We start from the raw sequence: 17,972 nt of genomic DNA, 5'->3' as shown, positions 1-17,972 counted from the left end.
CAGCATGCGTACTGCTCAGCACATCGTCATGGTCGGCTGTACTGCGCCGAGCCATGTCTATCCCTCGCTGGGGATCATCAGGGAGCTCGTCGCCCGGGGGCATCGGGTGAGTTACGTCGTCGGGGAGCCGCTTCGGGAGCTGGTGGCCGCCACCGGGGCCGGCGTGGTGGGGCATCCGTCTCGGTTTCCGCTCGGGGAGGAGGCGTGGCCGCAGGATCCGGGAGAGGCCATGCGGGTGTTCCTGGATGAGGCGGTGGCGGTGTGGCCGGGGCTTGTGGGGAGGTTCGACGCCGACCGGCCGGATCTCGTCCTGTACGACATCGGAGGGCTGGCGGGGCCGCTGCTCGGGGTGCGCTACGGGGTCCGGGCGGTGCAGCTTTCCCCTACCTACGTGGCGTGGGAGGGCTACGAGGCGGACATGGCGGAGGTGCTTTCCGCTGTTCGGGGGTCGGCTTCGGGGAGGGCTTATCACGCGGCGTTCAACGAGTGGCTCCGGTCGAACGGGGTCGGGGTGGACGCCTGGGAATGGCTGGGGTCTCCGGGGGATGTGCTCTCGCTGATTCCTCGCGCCATGCAGCCGCACGCGGACAGGGTTCCGGCGCGGGTGCGGTTCGTGGGGCCGTGCCTGGATCCGGCGCGGATGGCGGAGGGCGGGTGGGAGCCACCTGGGGATGGGCGGCGGGTGCTGCTCGTTTCGTTCGGGACGGCTTACACCGAGCAGCTGCCCGTTTACCGGGCATGTGTCGAGGGGTTCGCGGGGGCGGACTGGCATGTGGTGATGGCGGTCGGGGACCGGGTCGACCCTGCGGAGCTCGGGGTGCTTCCCCCAGGGGTCGAGGTGCGCCGGCGGGTGCCGCAGCTCGCGGTGCTCGAGGTGGCTTCGGCGTTCGTCACGCATACGGGGATGGGCGGGTGCGCGGAGTCCCTCTGGTACGGGGTGCCCACGGTAGCGGTTCCGCAGGCCGTGGATCAGTTCGGGAACGCGGCGCGGCTGGAGGAGCTCGGGGTGGGGGTGCGGCTCGCGGGTGACGCGGTCGACGCGGTGACGTTGCGGGAGGCGGTGGAGCGCGTGGCGGGGTCGGCGCAGGTCGCGGCGCGGGTGGCGGAGCTCCGGGCCGCCGTGCGGGCGGAAGGGGGGATCGAGCGGGCCGTGGCGGCCGTGGAGTCGTTCCTCGGCTGAGGATCGGGAGCCTCCGCCGGCCCGCGACCGGAGCGGGCCGGCGGAGGTGGCGCGGTGCGGCGAAAAATGCGATGCCCTGTGGGGGGTGGGTTCGGGAGCATGGGTGGGTGACGATCCCTTACCAGCCGTTCCGGTGGGACCTGGTGCGGCGTGATCAGCTCGGGTCGCTCCTGGACGGCGTCGCTGAATTCGAGCCGCCGTTTCTTGAGGCGCTGGTCGAGTGCGCGGCGAAGATCCTCGCGCGGAGCGGGGACGGTGACCTCTACTTCGTCGGACGTTCCGCCGACAGTGTCTTCGATCTGCTCTCCGGGATGCTCGCCGGGACCTCACGGCCGGGACGGGTGCGGCTGCTGCCGTTCTCGTACCGGTACGAGACTCCGCTGCGGCCCTACGAAGTGCGGCAGTTGCGGGTCGATCTCGAGGCGATGAAGGTGAGCCCGTACAAGATGGCGCGGCGGGACCGGCCGATCGTGTTCGCCGACCTGGTCTACGGAGGGCACACCTTCGGCCATCTGTACGACCTGCTGCGGGACTGGATCGCCGAGGAGCGGGAGCAGTGGGACGTGATCCGGCTCAAGCTGCGGTTCCTCGGCATCACGGCCCGCCGCAGGGCCAGCCCCGACACGTGGCGCTGGTGGCAGGACGCCGGGTGGCCCGCTGAGCTGCCGCGAAGCGCCATCGCCAACGTGTCCGTGCCCGGGGTGGTGTGGTCGTACCTCGGCGACCACCAGGAGAAGATCGCGCCGTCCTTCCGGCGTGCGTTGTGGGACGACGAGAGCGTGACCGAACCACGGCACACCGAGCAGGTCACCACGGCCCTGGCCGAGGCCGTCGCGTACGTCGAGCGGGGCCGTTCGCCCGAGGTGCGTGCCGCGATGGCGCGCCACCTCGCCGCCGAGCCCACGTTCACCCAGCCCTGGCTGCGGAGGCTGGCCCGCGAGATCCGCACAGGTACGACTGGACCCTAGTGACCGAGGGCCACGCCTGGCCGTCAGGAGGTCGGGGCGGGGGGCTGGTGGTCCAGGAGGGCGGACAGGCGTTTGGGGGCTATCAGGCGGTAGCTGTCTTCTATGAGTTCGGCGAGCTCGGACCAGTCCTGGGGGGTGTCGAGGCGGGCGCCCACCCAGCCCTTGGTGCCGACGTAGGCGGGGACGAAGTAGCGGTCGGGGGCGGAGGAGACGAGGGCCTCTTGGATGCCGGGGGCGGCCTTGAAGGTCATGGAGGTGCCGTCCTCGCTGGTCATCACGAACAGTTTGTCGCGGACGCGGAAGGACGGGGCGGTGTGGCCGCCGAAGGACTTCTCCACCGCTTCGGGGAGGGACAGGCAGAGCTTCCGTACCCTCGCCAGCGCGTCTTCTTCCACCTGTGCCTCCGTCCGTCGGGATCCAGGGAACACTACGCGACGCCGCCGACAGAAAGGCGTGGCGTGGCGGCGGAGGCGGTGGGATCATGGCGAGGCGATGGGGAGTTCCAGCGGGGCGGGCGATCGGCTGGCGGCGTTCGGTGAGCGGCTGGCCGAGGTGCATGACGCGTTGCGCGAGGAGCTCGACCGGCTGCGGGAGGACGCCGGGGCCCACCTGGCCGGGCGGGGGAAGTGGTCGCGGGAGTTACGTGCGCACTGCCTGGCGTTCTGCGCGGCGGTCGAGCGGCATCACACCGGGGAGGACGACGGGGCGTTCCCCGTTCTGGCCCGGCGGTATCCGGAGCTGGGGGCGGTGATCGAGCGTCTCGAGCAGGACCATCACCTGGTCGCCGCGATCTTACGCCGCATGGAGGATCTGCTCGACGGGGTCGAGCCGCCGGTGCCGGAGACGGAGGCCCGGCGGGTGAAGGGTGAGCTCGACGGGCTGGCGGCGATCCTGGAGTCGCACTTCACGTACGAGGAACGGCAGATCACCGCGGCGCTTGACTCGCTGGCCGTCCCCGCCTGGACCGAGGTGACGCCCGCCTTCCTGCGCCGGCCGGGCGACGAGGAGCCCGGCGACTGAGGCCACCGCGGCGACCGCTCACGGCTTCACGAGGAGGCAGCATGTCCAGCGGCTCACCGTCCGGCGGGCGGCGTACGCGGTACGCGATCGTCGGCACCGGCGCGCGGGCCGGGATGTTCGTCCGGGCGCTCACCGCCGACCACGCCGAGCACTGCGAGCTGGTCGCGCTGGCCGACAGCAACCCCGGCCGTGCGCGGTACCACAACGACGCGCTGGTCGCGCGCGGGCTGGCCCCGGTGGCCGTCCACGACGCGGCGGACTTCCTGCGGATGCTGGACGAGGAGCAGGTGGACGTCGCGCTGGTCACCACCGTGGACCGGGTGCACGACCGGTACATCGTCGCCGCCCTGGACGCCGGGCGGGACGTGGTCACCGAGAAGCCCATGACCATCGACGCCGCCCGGTGCCGTGCCGTCCTCGACGCGGTGGAGCGCAGCGGACGGCGGGTCACCGTGACGTTCAACTACCGGTACAACCCGGTGCACGAGGCGGTGCGGCGGGTGCTCGCCGGGGGTGAGATCGGCGAGGTCGGGTCGGTGCACTTCGAGTGGCTGCTCGACACCCGGCACGGCGCCGACTACTTCCGGCGCTGGCACCGCGACAAGGCGAACTCCGGCGGGCTGCTGGTGCACAAGGCCACCCACCACTTCGACCTGGTCAACTGGTGGCTCGGCGCCGTGCCGGAGCGGGTGTACGCCGAGGGCCGGCTGTTCTTCTACGGCGACGAGCAGGGCAGGCGGCACGGCTACGCGCGCGACTACGACCGGGCGCACGGGGCGGCGGAGGCGGCCGGCGACCCGTTCGCGCTGCACCTCGCCGGCAGCGAGAGCCTGCGGCGGCTGTACCTCGACAACGAGACCTACGACGGGTACCACCGCGACCGGAACGTGTTCGCGCCGGGCGTCACCATCGAGGACGACCTCGCGGTGGTGGTGCGCTACTCCACCGGCGCGACGATGAGCTACCACCTGACGGCCTACTCCCCGTGGGAGGGCTACCGGGTCATGTTCAACGGCAGCGGGGGACGGCTGGAGCTGGAGGTCGTGGAGAACGACCACGTCTCCCCGCGCGGCGGCGGGCTGAGGGGCGCGTCGCCGCACAGCGCCGAGGCCGAGCAGGGATGGGCGCGGGTGCGGGTGCACCCGTTCTGGCGTACCGGGTACGACGTCGACCTCGGCGACCACACGCGGGAGGGCCACGGCGGCGCCGACGCCCGCATGACGGCGGCGCTGTTCTCCCCCACGACGGCACCGGACCCGCTCGGGCGGCGCGCCACCGAGCGCGACGGGGCGCTGTCGCTGCTGACTGGGCTGGCGGGCAACGAGTCGCTGGCCACCGGGAAGGCCGTGCGGGTGCGCGACCTGCTGGACCTGGGCGACCGGTTCTAGACCCCCGCCTCAACCGGTCTTGGCGGCCACCTCGGACGGCGCGGGGCGGGCGGCGCGGCGGCGGGCGATCAGGCGGCGGCCGAGGGCCTGGCCGGGACGTTCGACTAGGCGGTAGGTGACGGTGGCGGCCAGCAGGACGGCCGCGGTGAACAGCGCCGCCATCGCCAGTTGCGCGGGCAGGGGCGCGCCGCGCAGGTCGCCGGTGAGCTCCACGAAGTACTTCAGCAGCGGGTGGTGCAGCAGGTAGACCGAGTAGCTGACCGCGCCGAGCCAGACCAGCCACCGGGGCAGGCGGCGGCCGCGCAGCGCCATGCCCCCGGCGAACGTCGCCGCCGCGAGCACGATCGTGGTGACCCACACGTCCGGCTGCACCCACCACCACCCGGCCTGCGGGGCGTTCACCGGGGCCAGCAGCACCAGCGCGGCGGTCACCGCGACCGGCCACAGGCTCCCCTCGCCGTCCTCCCAGCGGCGGATCGCGGTGCCCGCGAACATCACGGCCAGCACGGCGAGCCCGAACCACGGGACCCTGCTGCTCAGCACCAGCAGGGCCAGCGCCGTCAGGCCGAGCACGCGGGCCGCCGTGACCGTGAACCGGCCCGCGATCAGGCAGGCCAGCCCGCTGGCGAACACCGCGCCCGCCACCCATGGCAACCAGGTGCCGGACAGCGGCGGCCCCGTCAGCAGCAGCCCCGCCACCACGGCCCCGAGGGCGAACGGCACGGCGGGCGCGGGCAACGGCCGGCCGGCGCGGCCCGGGGTGACGTACAGGGCGGTGACCAGCAGGTAGAACACCATCTCGTAGGACAACGTCCACATGGTGTCGGCGAGGCCGCCCACCCCGAGGACGTCCAGCAGCATCGTCGCGTGCGCCGGCACCGCGGAGGCGTCCGCGACCACGGTCGGGCGGGGCGGCACCCACGGGCCGACGGCGAGCACCAGGGCGCAGACCGCGAGGTACAGCGGGTACAGGCGCGACAGGCGCCCGATCCAGAAGGCGCCCGGGTCGGCGTGCCGTTGCAGGGACGTGGGGATGATGTAGCCGCTGACCAGGAAGAACACCAGCACGCCGTAGACGCCGAGACTGAACTGGTAGGACCGCAGCGACGGGATCACCCATGGGACCAGGTGCTCGGCGAACACCGCCATGGCCCCCACGCCCCGCAACGCGTCCAGCCACGCTAGCCTCGCCGACGTCACCGGCACCGCCTCTCCACCCGCTCTGCCCGGCACACGCGCCAATGTACTAGCGGACCCGCCGCACCGCCGGGGCCGCATGGCGGTACCGGCATACCGCACCACCGGGCCGCACGGCGGTACCGGCATACCGCGCCGGTCGTGTCCCCCCTGCCGTAGGGGTGCCCCTACGCGGGCCCGGCCAGGTTGAACCTCCAGGGACGGCGCGTGGATGCTGGCGTGGGGGCAGGCTCCGCCTCCGTCCGCCGGGCCGAGGAGGTACCGTGGCGCGTCGTCCGGACGTACTGGTCATCGGTGCCGGGGTGACCGGGCTGACCACGGCGGTGTGCCTGGCGGAGCAGGGGGTCCCGGTCCTGGTGCGGGCGGCCGAGCCGCCGCTCGCCACCACGTCCGCGGTGGCCCTGGCCGTGCTCATGGGGCCCTCGCTGGCGCCGCCGGACGAGGCGGAGAGCTGGCCCCCCATCGAGACCATGATGCGCCGGCACCGGGAGGGCGTGGCCGAGTTCGCCGCCCTCGCCGGGCGGCCGGGCACCGGGGTGAGCGTCATGCCGGGCCGCTGGGTGAGCCACCGCGCGCAGGACGTCTCGTGGGCGCGTCCCCTGCCCGGCCACCGCCCGTGCGCGCCCGAGGAGCACGCGGGCTTCGCCGAGGCCTTCTGGCTGTCCACCCCCGTCGTGGACATGCCGCTTTACCTGCGCCACCTCACGGGCCGCCTCACCGCCGCCGGCGGCGTGCTGGAGATCGGCCGGTTCGAGTCCCTCGCCGAGGCCGCCGCGCAGGCCCCCGTGATCGTCAACTGCGCGGGCGCCGAGGCGCGTCACCTCGTCCCCGACCCGGACGTCCACCCCGTGCGCGGGCAGCACGTGGTGGTGGAGAACCCCGGCCTGGACACCTACTTCTTCCAGTTCAGCCGCGCCAAGGCGATGACCATGTTCATGCCGCACGGTTCCCGCCTCGTCCTCGGCGGCACCGCCACCCGGGACGACTGGTCGCGCACGCCCGACCCCGTGCAGACCGAGGAGATCATCTCTCGGTGCGCCGCCGTGGAGCCCCGCATCGCCGAGGCCCGTGTCCTCTCCGTGGAGGTGGGTTTCCGCGCCTCCCGCTCCGCCATCCGCCTGGAGGAGGAACTCGTGGGCGGGACGCGGGTGATCCACAACTACGGCCACAGCGGCGCCGCCGTCGCCTTCTCCTGGCCCTGCGCCCGCGAGGTGACCCGCCGGGCCCTCCACCCCGCGCACGCCTGAACCCTCACAGCACTACAGAGGGTTACCTCCCCTGACACCACCGGGTGACCGGATTCTGGGAGAGTGTCCGGAAATACCAAGCGCGAGATATGGGGATTCTCGCGGTATTGGTGGGGATTATTTGATTTTATCGGTAGGCGTCACTTGCGGGGCGTACGGCCTTTTGGGGACCACTGTCGTGGCCAGAAGCCGCCTGTGTCGGCAATGGGGGCGGAGGTGGAAATGTGTGCGGTGTTCCGTGAGAGAACTCCGGTGAAGTGTGCAATTCCGGTCAAAGCCTAGGAAAGGGAGAGACCGTATGTCTCAACCTGAATACGTCGTCGTGGGGATGGACGACTCGCCGCACGCTCTCGCCGCCCTGCGCAGGGCCGGCGAGGAGGCGCGCGAGCGGGAGGCCCGGCTGGATGTCGTGCGGGTCGGCCGGGAGGGCGAGGTCGTCACCGACGCGGCGCGCAGGGCACTGGACGACCTGGTGGCCTCGGTGCTGAGCGCGGCGGGATCCGTCGCGGTGCGGTGCCTGATCGCGGCCGGCCGGCCGGGCGAGGTGCTCACCCGGCACGCGGCCGACGCGGCGCTGCTGGTGATCGGGGCGGGGTACGGGCAGCGCCCGCTGGACGGTTCGACGGTCACGGCGGTGCTGAGGTCCGCGCCGTGCCCGGTGCTGGTCTGCACGGCACCGGACCTGCCGGGCAGGATGTCCTACACCGTACGGTTCCTCGCCCCGGCCCCCGCGCCGGTGTGACCGCGCGGTCAGCTCTGCTCAGGTGGGCGGACCACGGCCACGGGGCAGTGCGCGTGGTGCAGCACGCCATGGCTCACCGAGCCGAGCAGGGACGCCAGCGGGCCCTTGCCGCGGGAGCCGACCACGACCAGATCCGCCTGCTCGGAGGCCTCGGTGAGGGCGGGCACGGGGTGGCCGACGACCACCTCGTCGCGGACGTCGACGCCGGGGTACTCCTCACGCCAGGCGGCCACACGTTCGCGCACCCGGTTCGCCTCGGCGTCGAAGGCCGCCTGCACCAGGTCGCCGTAGGAGAGGCCGTACGGCGCCGGCGGCGGCGCGGGCCAGGCGTACACGACGCGCAGCCGGGCACCGTGCCTGGCCGCCTGCTCCAGGGCGAACCGCAGGGCGGCCTCCGCGTGCGGCGACCCGTCGTACCCGGCCACGATCTCGCCGCGCCGCTCGCCGCCGGTCTCCCTGACCACGACGACCGGCCCGCGGGCGTGGCCGGCGAGGCCCATGCCCACCGAGCCGAGCAGCAGCTCGGCGAAGCCGCCCATGCCCCTGCTGCCGATGACGACCAGCGCGGCGGTCTCGGACTCCGCGCGCAGGCTCGCGACCACCGTGCCGGTGAGCAGCGCGGTGGTGACCTCCAGGCCGGGCGCCCGCTTGCGTGCCGCCTCGGCGGCCTCGGTGAGGACGTCCTCGTGGTGCTCGCCGTCCGGGGCGTCCAGGTGCGGCTCGTCCTCCCCCGCCCACGGCTCGCGCACGTGCACGACGCGCAGCGGCACCCCCCGGCGCACCGCCTCCTCGGCGGCCCACTCGACCGCCGCGGCGGCCGAGCCGGAGCCGTCCACCCCGGCCACGATCGGTCCGGACATGATGACCTCCCTGTTCAAGGCTCAAGTCCATCACACCGCGACCGGCGGGCGCGCGGGACTGCCGGAGGTCACCGGGCCCCGGGACCTCGGTCACACCGCGGCCCGCACATCGCCCTCGACGGCCCGCACCGGCACTCACCGTACCGGGCACACAGCACCTGACCAGGGCTTTGCGGCTCGTGCGGGGAACAGGCCTAGGGGATGCGGCCGACCCCGCACAGGAAGTACGCCCCCACCTGCTCCAGGCGCGGTGTGAAGTGGTGGGTGTCGGGCCGCCACTCGTGCAGGTTGACGATGCCGGGCTCGGCCAGCTCCAGGCCGTCGAAGAAGGGCGTGACCTCGTCGGACATCCGGGCCACGAACGGCGCAGAGGCGCTCTGGTAGACCCGCTCCACGCCGGGCGCGGCCTGCGGGCGCTCGTCGATCACGACGTGCGACAACGCGAGGTGGCTGCCGGGGACCAGCGACTCCTTGATGCGCGCGATGATGCCCACCGGGTCGTCGGAGTCGGGGACGAAGTGCACGATGGCCAGCAGCAGGACGGCGATCGGCTGGCTGAAGTCCAGGTGGGCCCGCACGTCGGGGTCGTCCATGATGCGGCCCGGGTCGCGCAGGTCGCCCTCCACGACGAGCACCAGGGGGCTGTCCTGCAGCAGGGCGCGGGCGTGCGCGAGCACCTGCGGGTCGTTGTCGACGTACACCGTGCGGGCGCCGGGGGCGTACTCCCCCGCCACCTGGTGGACGTTCCGCTGCGTGGGCAGGCCGGCGCCGATGTCCAGGAACTGGCGGATGCCCTGCCCGGCCAGGTAGCGCACGGCCCGCTGCAGGAAGGCGCGGTTCTCCCGGATGCCGATGGGGACCTCGGGGACGTAGCGCAGCACCTGCTGGGCGGCCTCACGGTCCACGGGAAGGTTGTCCTTGCCGCCGAGGAAATAGTCATACATCCGCGCCGCATTAGGGATATTTGGGTTGAAACCGCCCCCGATCGCGGCGGGATTCATGAGAGTCCTCCTGGTGTCGGCGTCATGCGGTGGGATCCTAACCGTCAACACGTGAAAAGCCGTATGTGTCGGTAAAAGCGTTGCACTACCCACGCAGAATGCCATGATCCTCCCATGGCCGCAGACCGGACGCGCCGAGTGCTGGGCGCGCAGCTCGCCGACGGGATCACCACGGGGAACATGTGGGCGCTGTTGTCGATGGCGACCGCGGGCACCGCGGTGATCTCGTTCCTTCCCTCGACTCAGCCGCACATCTTGACGACCGTTCTCGGCGTGCCCGAGTCGGCGCAGGGCCGGGTCGTCGGCCTGCTCGGCTTCGCGGCCGAGCTGGCGATGATCGTCAGCCTGGCGTGGTACGGCGCGCTCGCCGACCGCTTCGGGCGCCGGATCATCGTGCTCGCGGGGCTCGGGCTGTGCGCGCTCGGCGTGGCGCTGTTCCCGTTCGCGGGGAACACGGCGGTGCTGGTCGCGCTGCGCGTGGTGTTCGGGCTCGGCGTGGCCGCGATCAACGCGATGCTCTCCACCATCGCCATCGACTACGTGCGCACCCGGTCGCGCGGCAAGTCGTACGGCCTCATCGGCGTGTTCGGCGGCATCGGCGCGGTGGTCGCGGTGCTGCTGCTGGCCCGGCTGCCGCAGATCATGGAGTCGCGCGGCCTGGCGCCGGTGGCGGCGACCCGGCTGTCGTTCCTGCTCATCGCGGCGGGGATCGTCGTGCTGGCCGGGGTGTTGTGGCTGACGCTGGCGAGGACGACCGCCCCCGCCCCCGGGGAGCACCCGCCGCTGGTCCGCCTGGTGCGCGAGGGCGTGGTGCTGGCCCGCGACCCCGGGGTGGCGCTGTCGTACGCCGCGTCGTTCGTCGCGCGGGCCGACCTCGCGATCGTGGTGGGCTTCATGACGCTGTGGATCACCGACTTCGCGGTGGCCGAGCGCGGCATGTCCAGCGCCGAGGCGGTGGCCCGCGCGGGGGCCGTGGTGGGCATCTCGCAGACGGTGGCGCTGCTGTGCGCGCCGGTGTTCGGGTGGCTCGGCGACCGGGTGCCGCGGCAGAACCTCGTCATCGCCGCCCAGCTCGTGGCCGCGGTGGCGTACCTGTCGACGCTGCTGGTGAGCGACCCGCTGGGCTCGGGCATGGTGATCGTCGCGGTGCTCATCGGGGTGGGCGAGATCGCGGGCATCACCACCGCGGGGCCGCTGCTGGCCCAGCAGGTGCCCGCCGCGGTGCGCGGCTCGGCGTTCGGGGTGCACACCCTCTGCGGCGCGGCCGGGATCATGATCGTCTCCGGGTTCGGCGGCGTGCTGTACGACGTGTGGCGCCCCGCCGGGCCGTTCGTGCTGTCCGGGATCGCGGGGCTCCTTGTCGCCGCCTTCGGGCTCGCCGTCCGGGGCCGGGTGCGCCCGCGGGCGGACGCCGACAACGCCCGCGAAGCCACGCCTGCGTGAGCATATGCACGTGCACGATCACGGGGTCAGAAAACTATCTAACCCACCCCGAAACGTTTCTGATGCGCACCCCAGGTGAGCAGCCGCAACGATAGGCCGGATCGATCCACCTTCGGGAGACCAGGTCTTGCGCCCCGAAACATTTCCACTAGAGTCGTGCAGAGTTTCTCCTCAGCACCAACCGCTTGTTCAGCGGCCGGATCCGAAGGAAGACCCATGCCCGTGGACCTCCCCGTACTCCGGTGCCCGCACCCGCGGGGGTCGCGGTGAGCGGCCCGCGGCGGGTCACCCGTGCCGCGCCGGCGCTGGGGTGCCACGGCCGTCCGCGGATCGACTCCGGGGACGGGTGGGACGTGCTCGGCGTGATCGGCGATACTTCGCGGGTGCTGCTCTCGACGGACCGACTCACCATCCGCCGGTTCCACGCGGACGACGCCGCCGCGCTGGCCGCCTACCGCTCCGACCCCGAGGTGGCCCGCTACCAGGTGTGGGAGACCCCGTTCCCGCTGGAGCGCGCCGTCACCCTGGTCGCCGCCCTGGCCTCCGGCGACCCCGAGGAACCCGGCTGGTTCTCGTACGCCATCGACCTCGACGGCACGCTCATCGGCGACATCGGCGTCAAACTCCACCGGAACCGCAGACAGGCGAAGATCGGCTACACCCTGGCCGCCGCGTACCAGGGCAAGGGGTACGCCACCGAGGCGCTGACCGCCTTCCTCGGGCACCTGTTCACCGAGCGCGGCCTGCATCGGGTCTCCGCCGGCTGCGACGTGCGCAACGTCCGGTCGGCCCGGCTGCTCGAACGCCTCGGCTTCCAGAGCGAGGGCCTGCGCCGCCGGCACATCTGGATCAAGGGCGAGTGGACCGACGACCTGCTGTACGGCCTCCTCGCCTCCGAGTGGCGCGCCTGCCCCTCCGCGGGTGACGAACCGGCGTGACCCGGCCGAGCCCCGCGGGGGCCGAGATCCACTACACGTTCGAGGCGCACCGGGTCGAGCTGACCGGGTACTGCTACCGGATGCTCGGCGCGGCGGCGGACGCCGAGGACGCCGTGCAGGAGACCATGGTGCGCGCCTGGCGGGCACGGGAGCGGTACGACGGGGAGCGGGCGAGCGTGCGGACGTGGCTGTTCGCCATCGCCACCAACGTGTGCTCGGACATGCTGCGCGGCCGGGCCCGGCGGGCCGTCGCCATGGACCTCGGCCCGGCGGCGCGGCCCGGCTCGCCCATCGGGGAGCCGCTGCCCCCCGAGGCGTGGATCCAGCCGGTGCACGACGACCGGGTGATCGCCGCCGGCGGCGACCCCGCCGAGGTGACGGTCGCGCGGGAGACGATCCGGCTGGCGTTCGTGGCGGCGCTGCAGCACCTGCCGCCCCGGCAGCGGGCCGTGCTGATCCTGCGCGACGTGCTCGCCTGGACGTCCGCCGAGGTCGCCGCGCTGCTCGGCGTCACCGTGGCGTCGGTCAACAGCGCCCTGCAGCGGGCCCGCGCCACCATGGGCGACCGCGTGCCCGCCGATCCCCCCGCGCCGCTGGAAGCGGCCCACCGCGACCTGATCGACAGGTACGCCGCCGCCTTCGAGCGCTACGACGTCGAGGCGCTGGTCACGCTGCTGCGCGAGGACGCCACGATGTCCATGCCGCCGTTCCGGTGGTGGCTGCGCGGCCGGACCCACATCCGCGAGGCCCTGCTCCACAGCGACTTCTGCAAGGGCTCCCGCCTGCTCCCCACCACCGCCAACGGCCACCCCGCCTTCGGCCACTACCTGCCCGCCGGCCGCGACGGCGCCCCCGCCGGCCCGGGCCGCCACCGGCCGTGGGCGCTGATCGTGGCCGAACCGCGGGACGGCCGCCTCGCCGCCCTCCACTCGTACCTCGACGCCGCCCCCGACCTGCCCCGGTTCGGATTGCCGGCCTTTCTCCCGTGACACCGATGAGTTCCGGCGGCCCGTTCGGTATACCTCGGCGAGAAGTGACCGACGACCGATCCAGAGGTGACCCATGCCCGTGACCCCGACCGTGGAGTACCGCGAGGCCCGCCCGTACGCCGCCATCCCGATCACCGCGTCCTTCGCCCGCTGGGGCGAGGTCAACGCCCTGGTCCCCGAGATGTTCGCCTGGCTCGCCGCCCACGGCGTCAGCCCCGCCGGTCCCCCGTTCTACCGGTACTGGGTTGCCGGCGACCGGGAGCGCGAGTTCCGCCTGGAGGTGGGCGTCCCCGTCCCCACCCCCGTCGAGGGCGACGGCCGCGTGATCGCCGGCACCATCCCCGCGGGCCGCTACCTGGTGGCCGTGCACGACGGCCACCCCGACCGCCTGTCCCACACCATCCAGGAGGTCGACACGTGGGCGGCCGGCAACGGCGTCCGCTTCGACACCCACGTGGAGAACGGCGTGGAGGTCTGGCGCGGCCGGTTCGACTTCTGGCTGACCGACCCCGAGGAGTCCCCCGACCCGGAGACCTGGTCCACGGAGCTGGCGTACCTCACCAAGGCGTCATGACCTTCACACCATGACGCCCCGCTGGCGGTGATCGGGGTGGATCATTTAGCGTGAATCCCGGTCTACGGAATGTAAGGGACGGGCATGGATCCGATCGTGCTGGCCGCCGGTACCGCCCTGATCACCGCCATCGCCACGGACGCGTGGGAACAGGCCAGGACCGGGGTGGTCACGCTGTGGCGCAGGGTCCGCCCGGAGGAGGCCGCCGCGGTGGAGCGGGAGCTCACCGAGGCGCGCGCCGAGGTGCTCGCCTGCCGCGAGGAGGGGGACACCGAGGCCGAGACGACCATCGCCGAGGCCTGGCAGGTCCGCCTCCAGCGGCTGCTGCGCGAGGACCCCACCATGGCCCTGGAGCTGCGCCGCCTGCTCGGCGAGGTGTGCGCCCCGCCCCCCGCCGCGCCGCCTCCTCCCGCCCCGGTCGTGCTCAACGCCACCGCCACCGCCTCCGGCAACGCCCGCGTTTACCAGTCCGCCGGCGACCAGCACATCACCGAACGGTGACCCCGCCCACCCCCCACGAGCCGGAACCGCCTGCACCAGAGGAACGGGAACCGGAACCCGGCGATCCCGGCGGGCAGGTTCCTGAAGCACGGGAACCAGACCCGCGTGAACCGGCATCCGTGGAACCCGAGGCACGGCTTCCCGAGGTGCGGGTGGAGGCGTACGCGTCGGGGCAGGCGCGAGTGTTCCAGGCGGCGCGGGACCAGCACTTCCACTACGGGGAGACGGGGGACGCGCGGCGGCGGGCCGTGGCGGGCGGGCCGGTGCCGGAGTGCCCGTACCCGGGGCTGGCGGCGTTCGGGCCCGAGCAGGCGCGGTGGTTCTTCGGGCGGGACGGACTGATCGCCGAGCTGACCGCCCGCCTGGACACGCGGCAGCGCGAGGGCGGCATCCAGGTGGTGGTGGCCCCGTCGGGAGCCGGGAAGTCGTCGCTGCTGCGGGCCGGGCTGCTGCCCCGGCTGGAACAGGGCGCCGTGCCGGGGTCGGCCCGCTGGGCCCGCATGGTGTTCACGCCCACCGCCGCGCCGCTGCGCGCCCTGGCCACCCAGCTCTGCGCCCTCACCCATGACGATCCCGCTGAGGTGGCCGAGGCGCTCGAGGCCGACCCGGGCGAGGCCGCGGCCATGCTCCGCGCGCGCTCCGGCGGCGGGGGCGGCCGGGTCGCCGTGGTGGTGGACCAGTTCGAGGAGCTGTTCACCCTGAGCGCCGGCGACGAGGAACGGCAGCGCGCGTTCATCGACGCCCTCGCCTCGATGGCGGACGACCCGGGCGACGGCGGCGGGCCGGTGGCGATCGTCGTGGCCGGGATCCGTGGCGACTTCTACGGCGCGTGCGCCGGGTTCCCGAGGATGCGCTCCGCGCTGGAACGCGGCCCGCTGGTGTTCGGCGCGATGTCCGCCGCCGAGATCCGCGAGGCGATCGTGCACCCCGCCCAGGACGTGGGCCTGGACATCGAGCCGGGCCTTGTGGAACTGCTGCTGCGCGACCTCGGCGTGGTACCCGGGGACGGCGCGGGCGGCGCGGGCGGCGCGGCGTACGAGGCGGGACGGCTGCCGCTGCTGGCGCACGCGCTGCGGGCCACCTGGCAGCAGCGGCACGGCGCGACGCTCACCGTGGAGGGCTACCGCCTCACCGGAGGCATCCAGCGCGCCGTCGCCACCACCGCCGACAGCGCCTTCACCGGCCTGGACGCCGCCGGGCAGCGGGTGGCCAGGGCGACGTTCCTGCGGCTGGTGCGCATCGGCGAGGCGAGCGACGACACCCGGCGGCGCCTGTCGCGCGGCGAGCTGATCGGGGCGAGCGCCGACCCGGCCACCACCGAGACCGTGGTCGACACCTTCGCCCGCGCCCGGCTGCTCAGCCTCCACCAGGGCACCGTGGAGATCACCCACGAGGCCCTGCTGCGAAGCTGGCCGAGGCTGCGGCGCTGGATCGACGACGACCGGGCGGGCCGGCTGATCCACCAGGACCTGGAGGACGCCGCGAGCGACTGGCAACGCGGCGGCCGCGACCCCTCCTTGGTGTTCCGCGGCAACCGTCTCGCCGTCACCCGCGACTGGGCCGCGTCGGTCCCGCCCGGCGAGCTGAGCCCCGCCGCCCGGGCGTTCCTCACCGCCGGCGTCAGGCAGGAGGGACGCGCGGCGCGCCTGCGCACCGGCGTGATCGCCGTCCTCACCGTGCTGGCCGTCATCGCCGCCACCGCCGCGGTGTACGCGTTCCGCACCGGGGGCGAGGCCCTGCGCCAGCAAGCCGAGGCCCTGCGCCAGCGCGACCTCGCGGTGTACAACCGGGTGCTGGCCGAGGCCGACCGCGCCGCCCCCTCCGACGTGTCGCTCTCCGCCCGTCTCACCCTGGTGGCGCACCGCATGCGTCCCGGCCCTGAGACCTACACCCGGCTGCTCACGGTGGGACAGACCCCGCTGTCCGCCACCCTCGCCACGACCGGCGCCGAGGTCGCCGCGGTGGCCGTCAGCCCCGGACGTCACCTGATGACCGCCGTGGGCCGCGACGAGCGGTTGCGGCTGTGGGACATCGGCGACCCCCTGCGGCCGCGCCTGCTCTCCGAGGTGCCCACCGACGACGATCCCGGCCACTACACCTCGCTGGACGCGGCGGCGTTCAGCCCAGACGGCCGCCTGCTCGTCACCGCCAAGGACGGCGCGATCCTGCTGTGGGACGTCACCGACGCCGCCCGCCCCGCCCGGCTGAAGCGCGAGCTGCCCCACGGCGACATCGTGCACTCGCTGGCGTTCACCCCCGGCGGCCGTGTCCTCGCCGCCGCGGGCAACGACGGGCGGATCCCGCTGTGGGACCTCACCGACCCGGCGAGGCCCGTGCGCCTCGGCCGCCCGCTGCGGCACACCGGCGCCGTCTACTCGGTGGCGTTCCGCCCGGACGGCCGCCTGCTGGCGGGCGCCGGCAACGACGGCGCGGTGCTGCTGTGGGACACCACCGACGCCCGCCGCCCGGTCAGGACAGGACCCCGGCTCACGCAGAACGGCTCGGTCCTGTCGGTCGCGTTCAGCCCCGACGGCCACACGCTGGCCGGCGGTGGGCTGGAACGCACGGTGGCCCTGTGGGACGTCACCCGGCCCGCGGAGGCCGACCTCACCGCCCAGCCGCTCACCGGTCACACCGACGACGTCCGCACCGTGGTCTTCAGCCCCGACGGGCGCACGCTGGCCACCGCGGGCGACGACCGCACCCTACGGCTGTGGAACGTCACCGATCCCTACTCGCCCGCCGCCCTCGGACGGCCGCTCACCGGTCACACCGACGATGTGGTCTCGATCGCGTTCGGCTCCGGGGGGCACGATGTCGTCAGCGGCAGCGCGGACAAGACGGTGCGGCTGTGGGACCTCCCGGACCAGCGGCAGCCCGGCGCCGCCGCATCGGACCTGGCCTTCGCGTCGGGCGGACGTGTGGTCGTCGTCGCGGCCGGCGACGTGGTGGAGCTGTGGGACGCCGCGGGCCCCGGCCGCGGGAGACCGCTCGGCCGGGTGAAGGCGCCGGACCACATCGCCGCCCTGTCGCTCGGTCCGGACGGCCGGCTGCTGGCCGGCACCGGGGGCGGCTCCCTCACCGGCGAGGACTCGCTGTGGCTCTGGGACGTGTCGGATCCGGCGCGCCCGCGACCACTCAACCGGCCGCGTCCCGAGCGTCACACGAGCAGCTCGGCGTACTACACGGTGGCGATGCGGCCGGACGGCCGCTTCGCGGCCAACGCCGACTCAGGCGGCTTCATTCGCCTGTGGGACGTCGGCGATCCCGTCCGCCCCTCCGTACCGGGCCGTGCGCTCGGGAACGGCGGCACCACCATCGACGAGGTGGCCTTCCGCCCCGACGGCCGTGTCCTCGCCGCCGCGGACAACGAAGTGGCGCTCTGGGACGTGCGCGATCCGGCGAAGGGACGGCGCGTCGCCCGGATCGACCGCGGCATCGTGAACGCGGTGGCGTTCAGCCCTGACGGCCGCACCCTCGCCGGAGGCGGCGGGGAACGCACGGTGCTGCTGTGGGACGTCGCCGATCCGGCCAGGCCGCGTGCGCTCGGCACGCCGCTCCCCGGGCACACCGACAGCGTCGGCACGGTCGCGTTCAGCCCGGACGGGCGCACGCTCGCCACCGGCGCCGCCGACGCCACGATCCGGCTCTGGGACCTCACCGACCGGTCCCGGCCCGTCCCGCTCGGCGGCCCGCTCACCGGGCACACCGGCCTGGTCCACGCGGTGGCGTTCAGCCCTGACGGGCGCACCTTGGCCAGCACCAGCACGGACGGGACGCTGCGGCTCTGGCCGCTGGACGAGCGGGTGTCCGCCGGCCGGATCTGCGCCGTCAACGGGAACGCCTACACCCGGGCGGAGTGGCGGCGGCACGTCGGGGACGAGATCCCGTACCGGCCGCCGTGCCCGTGACCGGTGCCGTCAC

General features: G+C 73.7%; 16 protein-coding genes. 12 read left to right on the top strand and 4 right to left on the bottom strand.

Annotation, left to right across the window (positions count from 1 at the left end):
- Positions 1-4 precede the first annotated feature (4 nt).
- Both ABGB17_RS08440 and ABGB17_RS08435 read left to right on the top strand, forming a co-directional pair.
- Positions 5-1,180: a macrolide family glycosyltransferase gene (locus ABGB17_RS08440; protein WP_347627255.1), complete on the top strand. Its 1,176-nt coding sequence runs from the start codon at positions 5-7 to the stop codon at positions 1,178-1,180.
- A 107-nt stretch (positions 1,181-1,287) separates the two neighbouring features.
- Complete coding sequence (locus ABGB17_RS08435; RefSeq protein ID WP_347627254.1) at positions 1,288-2,148, top strand: hypothetical protein; 861 nt, start codon at positions 1,288-1,290, stop codon at positions 2,146-2,148.
- A 23-nt stretch (positions 2,149-2,171) separates the two neighbouring features.
- On the opposite strand, the gene ABGB17_RS08430 is transcribed toward ABGB17_RS08435, so the two are convergent.
- A complete protein-coding gene (locus ABGB17_RS08430) occupies positions 2,172-2,543 on the bottom strand; it encodes an MmcQ/YjbR family DNA-binding protein (RefSeq protein WP_347627253.1) in 372 nt (123 codons plus the stop codon).
- A gap of 97 nt (positions 2,544-2,640) precedes the next feature.
- Between ABGB17_RS08430 and ABGB17_RS08425 the strand changes: the two genes are divergently transcribed.
- Positions 2,641-3,168, top strand: a complete 528-nt coding sequence (locus ABGB17_RS08425) for a hemerythrin domain-containing protein (RefSeq protein WP_347627252.1) — start codon at positions 2,641-2,643, stop codon at positions 3,166-3,168.
- A gap of 41 nt (positions 3,169-3,209) precedes the next feature.
- A complete protein-coding gene (locus tag ABGB17_RS08420) occupies positions 3,210-4,556 on the top strand; it encodes a Gfo/Idh/MocA family oxidoreductase (RefSeq protein ID WP_347627251.1) in 1,347 nt (448 codons plus the stop codon).
- A gap of 9 nt (positions 4,557-4,565) precedes the next feature.
- On the opposite strand, the gene ABGB17_RS08415 is transcribed toward ABGB17_RS08420, so the two are convergent.
- Positions 4,566-5,789 (bottom strand): acyltransferase, encoded by a 1,224-nt coding sequence (locus ABGB17_RS08415; protein ID WP_347627250.1) that lies wholly within the window; start codon positions 5,787-5,789, stop codon positions 4,566-4,568.
- A 227-nt stretch (positions 5,790-6,016) separates the two neighbouring features.
- Between ABGB17_RS08415 and ABGB17_RS08410 the strand changes: the two genes are divergently transcribed.
- Positions 6,017-7,000 (top strand): FAD-dependent oxidoreductase, encoded by a 984-nt coding sequence (locus tag ABGB17_RS08410; protein ID WP_347627249.1) that lies wholly within the window; start codon positions 6,017-6,019, stop codon positions 6,998-7,000.
- Positions 7,001-7,298: 298 nt separating this feature from the next.
- Positions 7,299-7,742, top strand: coding sequence for a universal stress protein (locus ABGB17_RS08405; RefSeq protein WP_347627248.1), 444 nt, complete (start codon positions 7,299-7,301; stop codon positions 7,740-7,742).
- A gap of 8 nt (positions 7,743-7,750) precedes the next feature.
- On the opposite strand, the gene ABGB17_RS08400 is transcribed toward ABGB17_RS08405, so the two are convergent.
- Positions 7,751-8,602: a universal stress protein gene (locus ABGB17_RS08400; RefSeq protein ID WP_347627247.1), complete on the bottom strand. Its 852-nt coding sequence runs from the start codon at positions 8,600-8,602 to the stop codon at positions 7,751-7,753.
- Positions 8,603-8,796: 194 nt separating this feature from the next.
- Positions 8,797-9,603, bottom strand: coding sequence for an SAM-dependent methyltransferase (locus ABGB17_RS08395; protein ID WP_347627246.1), 807 nt, complete (start codon positions 9,601-9,603; stop codon positions 8,797-8,799).
- 114 nt (positions 9,604-9,717) lie between these two features.
- On the opposite strand from ABGB17_RS08395, the gene ABGB17_RS08390 reads away from it, so the two are divergent.
- The 6 genes from ABGB17_RS08390 (at position 9,718) to ABGB17_RS08365 (ending at position 17,959) form a co-directional block, all read left to right on the top strand.
- Entirely contained in the window at positions 9,718-11,046 is a 1,329-nt protein-coding gene (locus tag ABGB17_RS08390; RefSeq protein ID WP_347627245.1) for an MFS transporter, read from the top strand.
- A 242-nt stretch (positions 11,047-11,288) separates the two neighbouring features.
- Positions 11,289-11,984 (top strand): GNAT family protein, encoded by a 696-nt coding sequence (locus tag ABGB17_RS08385; RefSeq protein ID WP_347627244.1) that lies wholly within the window; start codon positions 11,289-11,291, stop codon positions 11,982-11,984.
- Positions 11,981-12,973 (top strand): sigma-70 family RNA polymerase sigma factor, encoded by a 993-nt coding sequence (locus ABGB17_RS08380; RefSeq protein WP_347627243.1) that lies wholly within the window; start codon positions 11,981-11,983, stop codon positions 12,971-12,973. Before ABGB17_RS08385 ends, ABGB17_RS08380 begins: the two co-directional genes overlap by 4 nt.
- A 73-nt stretch (positions 12,974-13,046) precedes the next feature.
- Positions 13,047-13,547 (top strand): GyrI-like domain-containing protein, encoded by a 501-nt coding sequence (locus ABGB17_RS08375; RefSeq protein ID WP_347627242.1) that lies wholly within the window; start codon positions 13,047-13,049, stop codon positions 13,545-13,547.
- 84 nt (positions 13,548-13,631) lie between these two features.
- Entirely contained in the window at positions 13,632-14,048 is a 417-nt protein-coding gene (locus ABGB17_RS08370; RefSeq protein ID WP_347627241.1) for a hypothetical protein, read from the top strand.
- Between the two features lie 119 nt (positions 14,049-14,167).
- A complete protein-coding gene (locus ABGB17_RS08365; protein WP_347627240.1) occupies positions 14,168-17,959 on the top strand; it encodes a WD40 repeat domain-containing protein in 3,792 nt (1,263 codons plus the stop codon).
- Positions 17,960-17,972: the final 13 nt, after the last annotated feature.

The sequence above is a fragment of the Sphaerisporangium sp. B11E5 genome (genome assembly GCF_039871875.1).
Lineage (GTDB): Bacteria > Actinomycetota > Actinomycetes > Streptosporangiales > Streptosporangiaceae > Sphaerisporangium.
The sequence above is the reverse complement of the archived record's forward strand: the minus strand, read 5'-3'. Positions and strand labels throughout refer to the sequence as shown.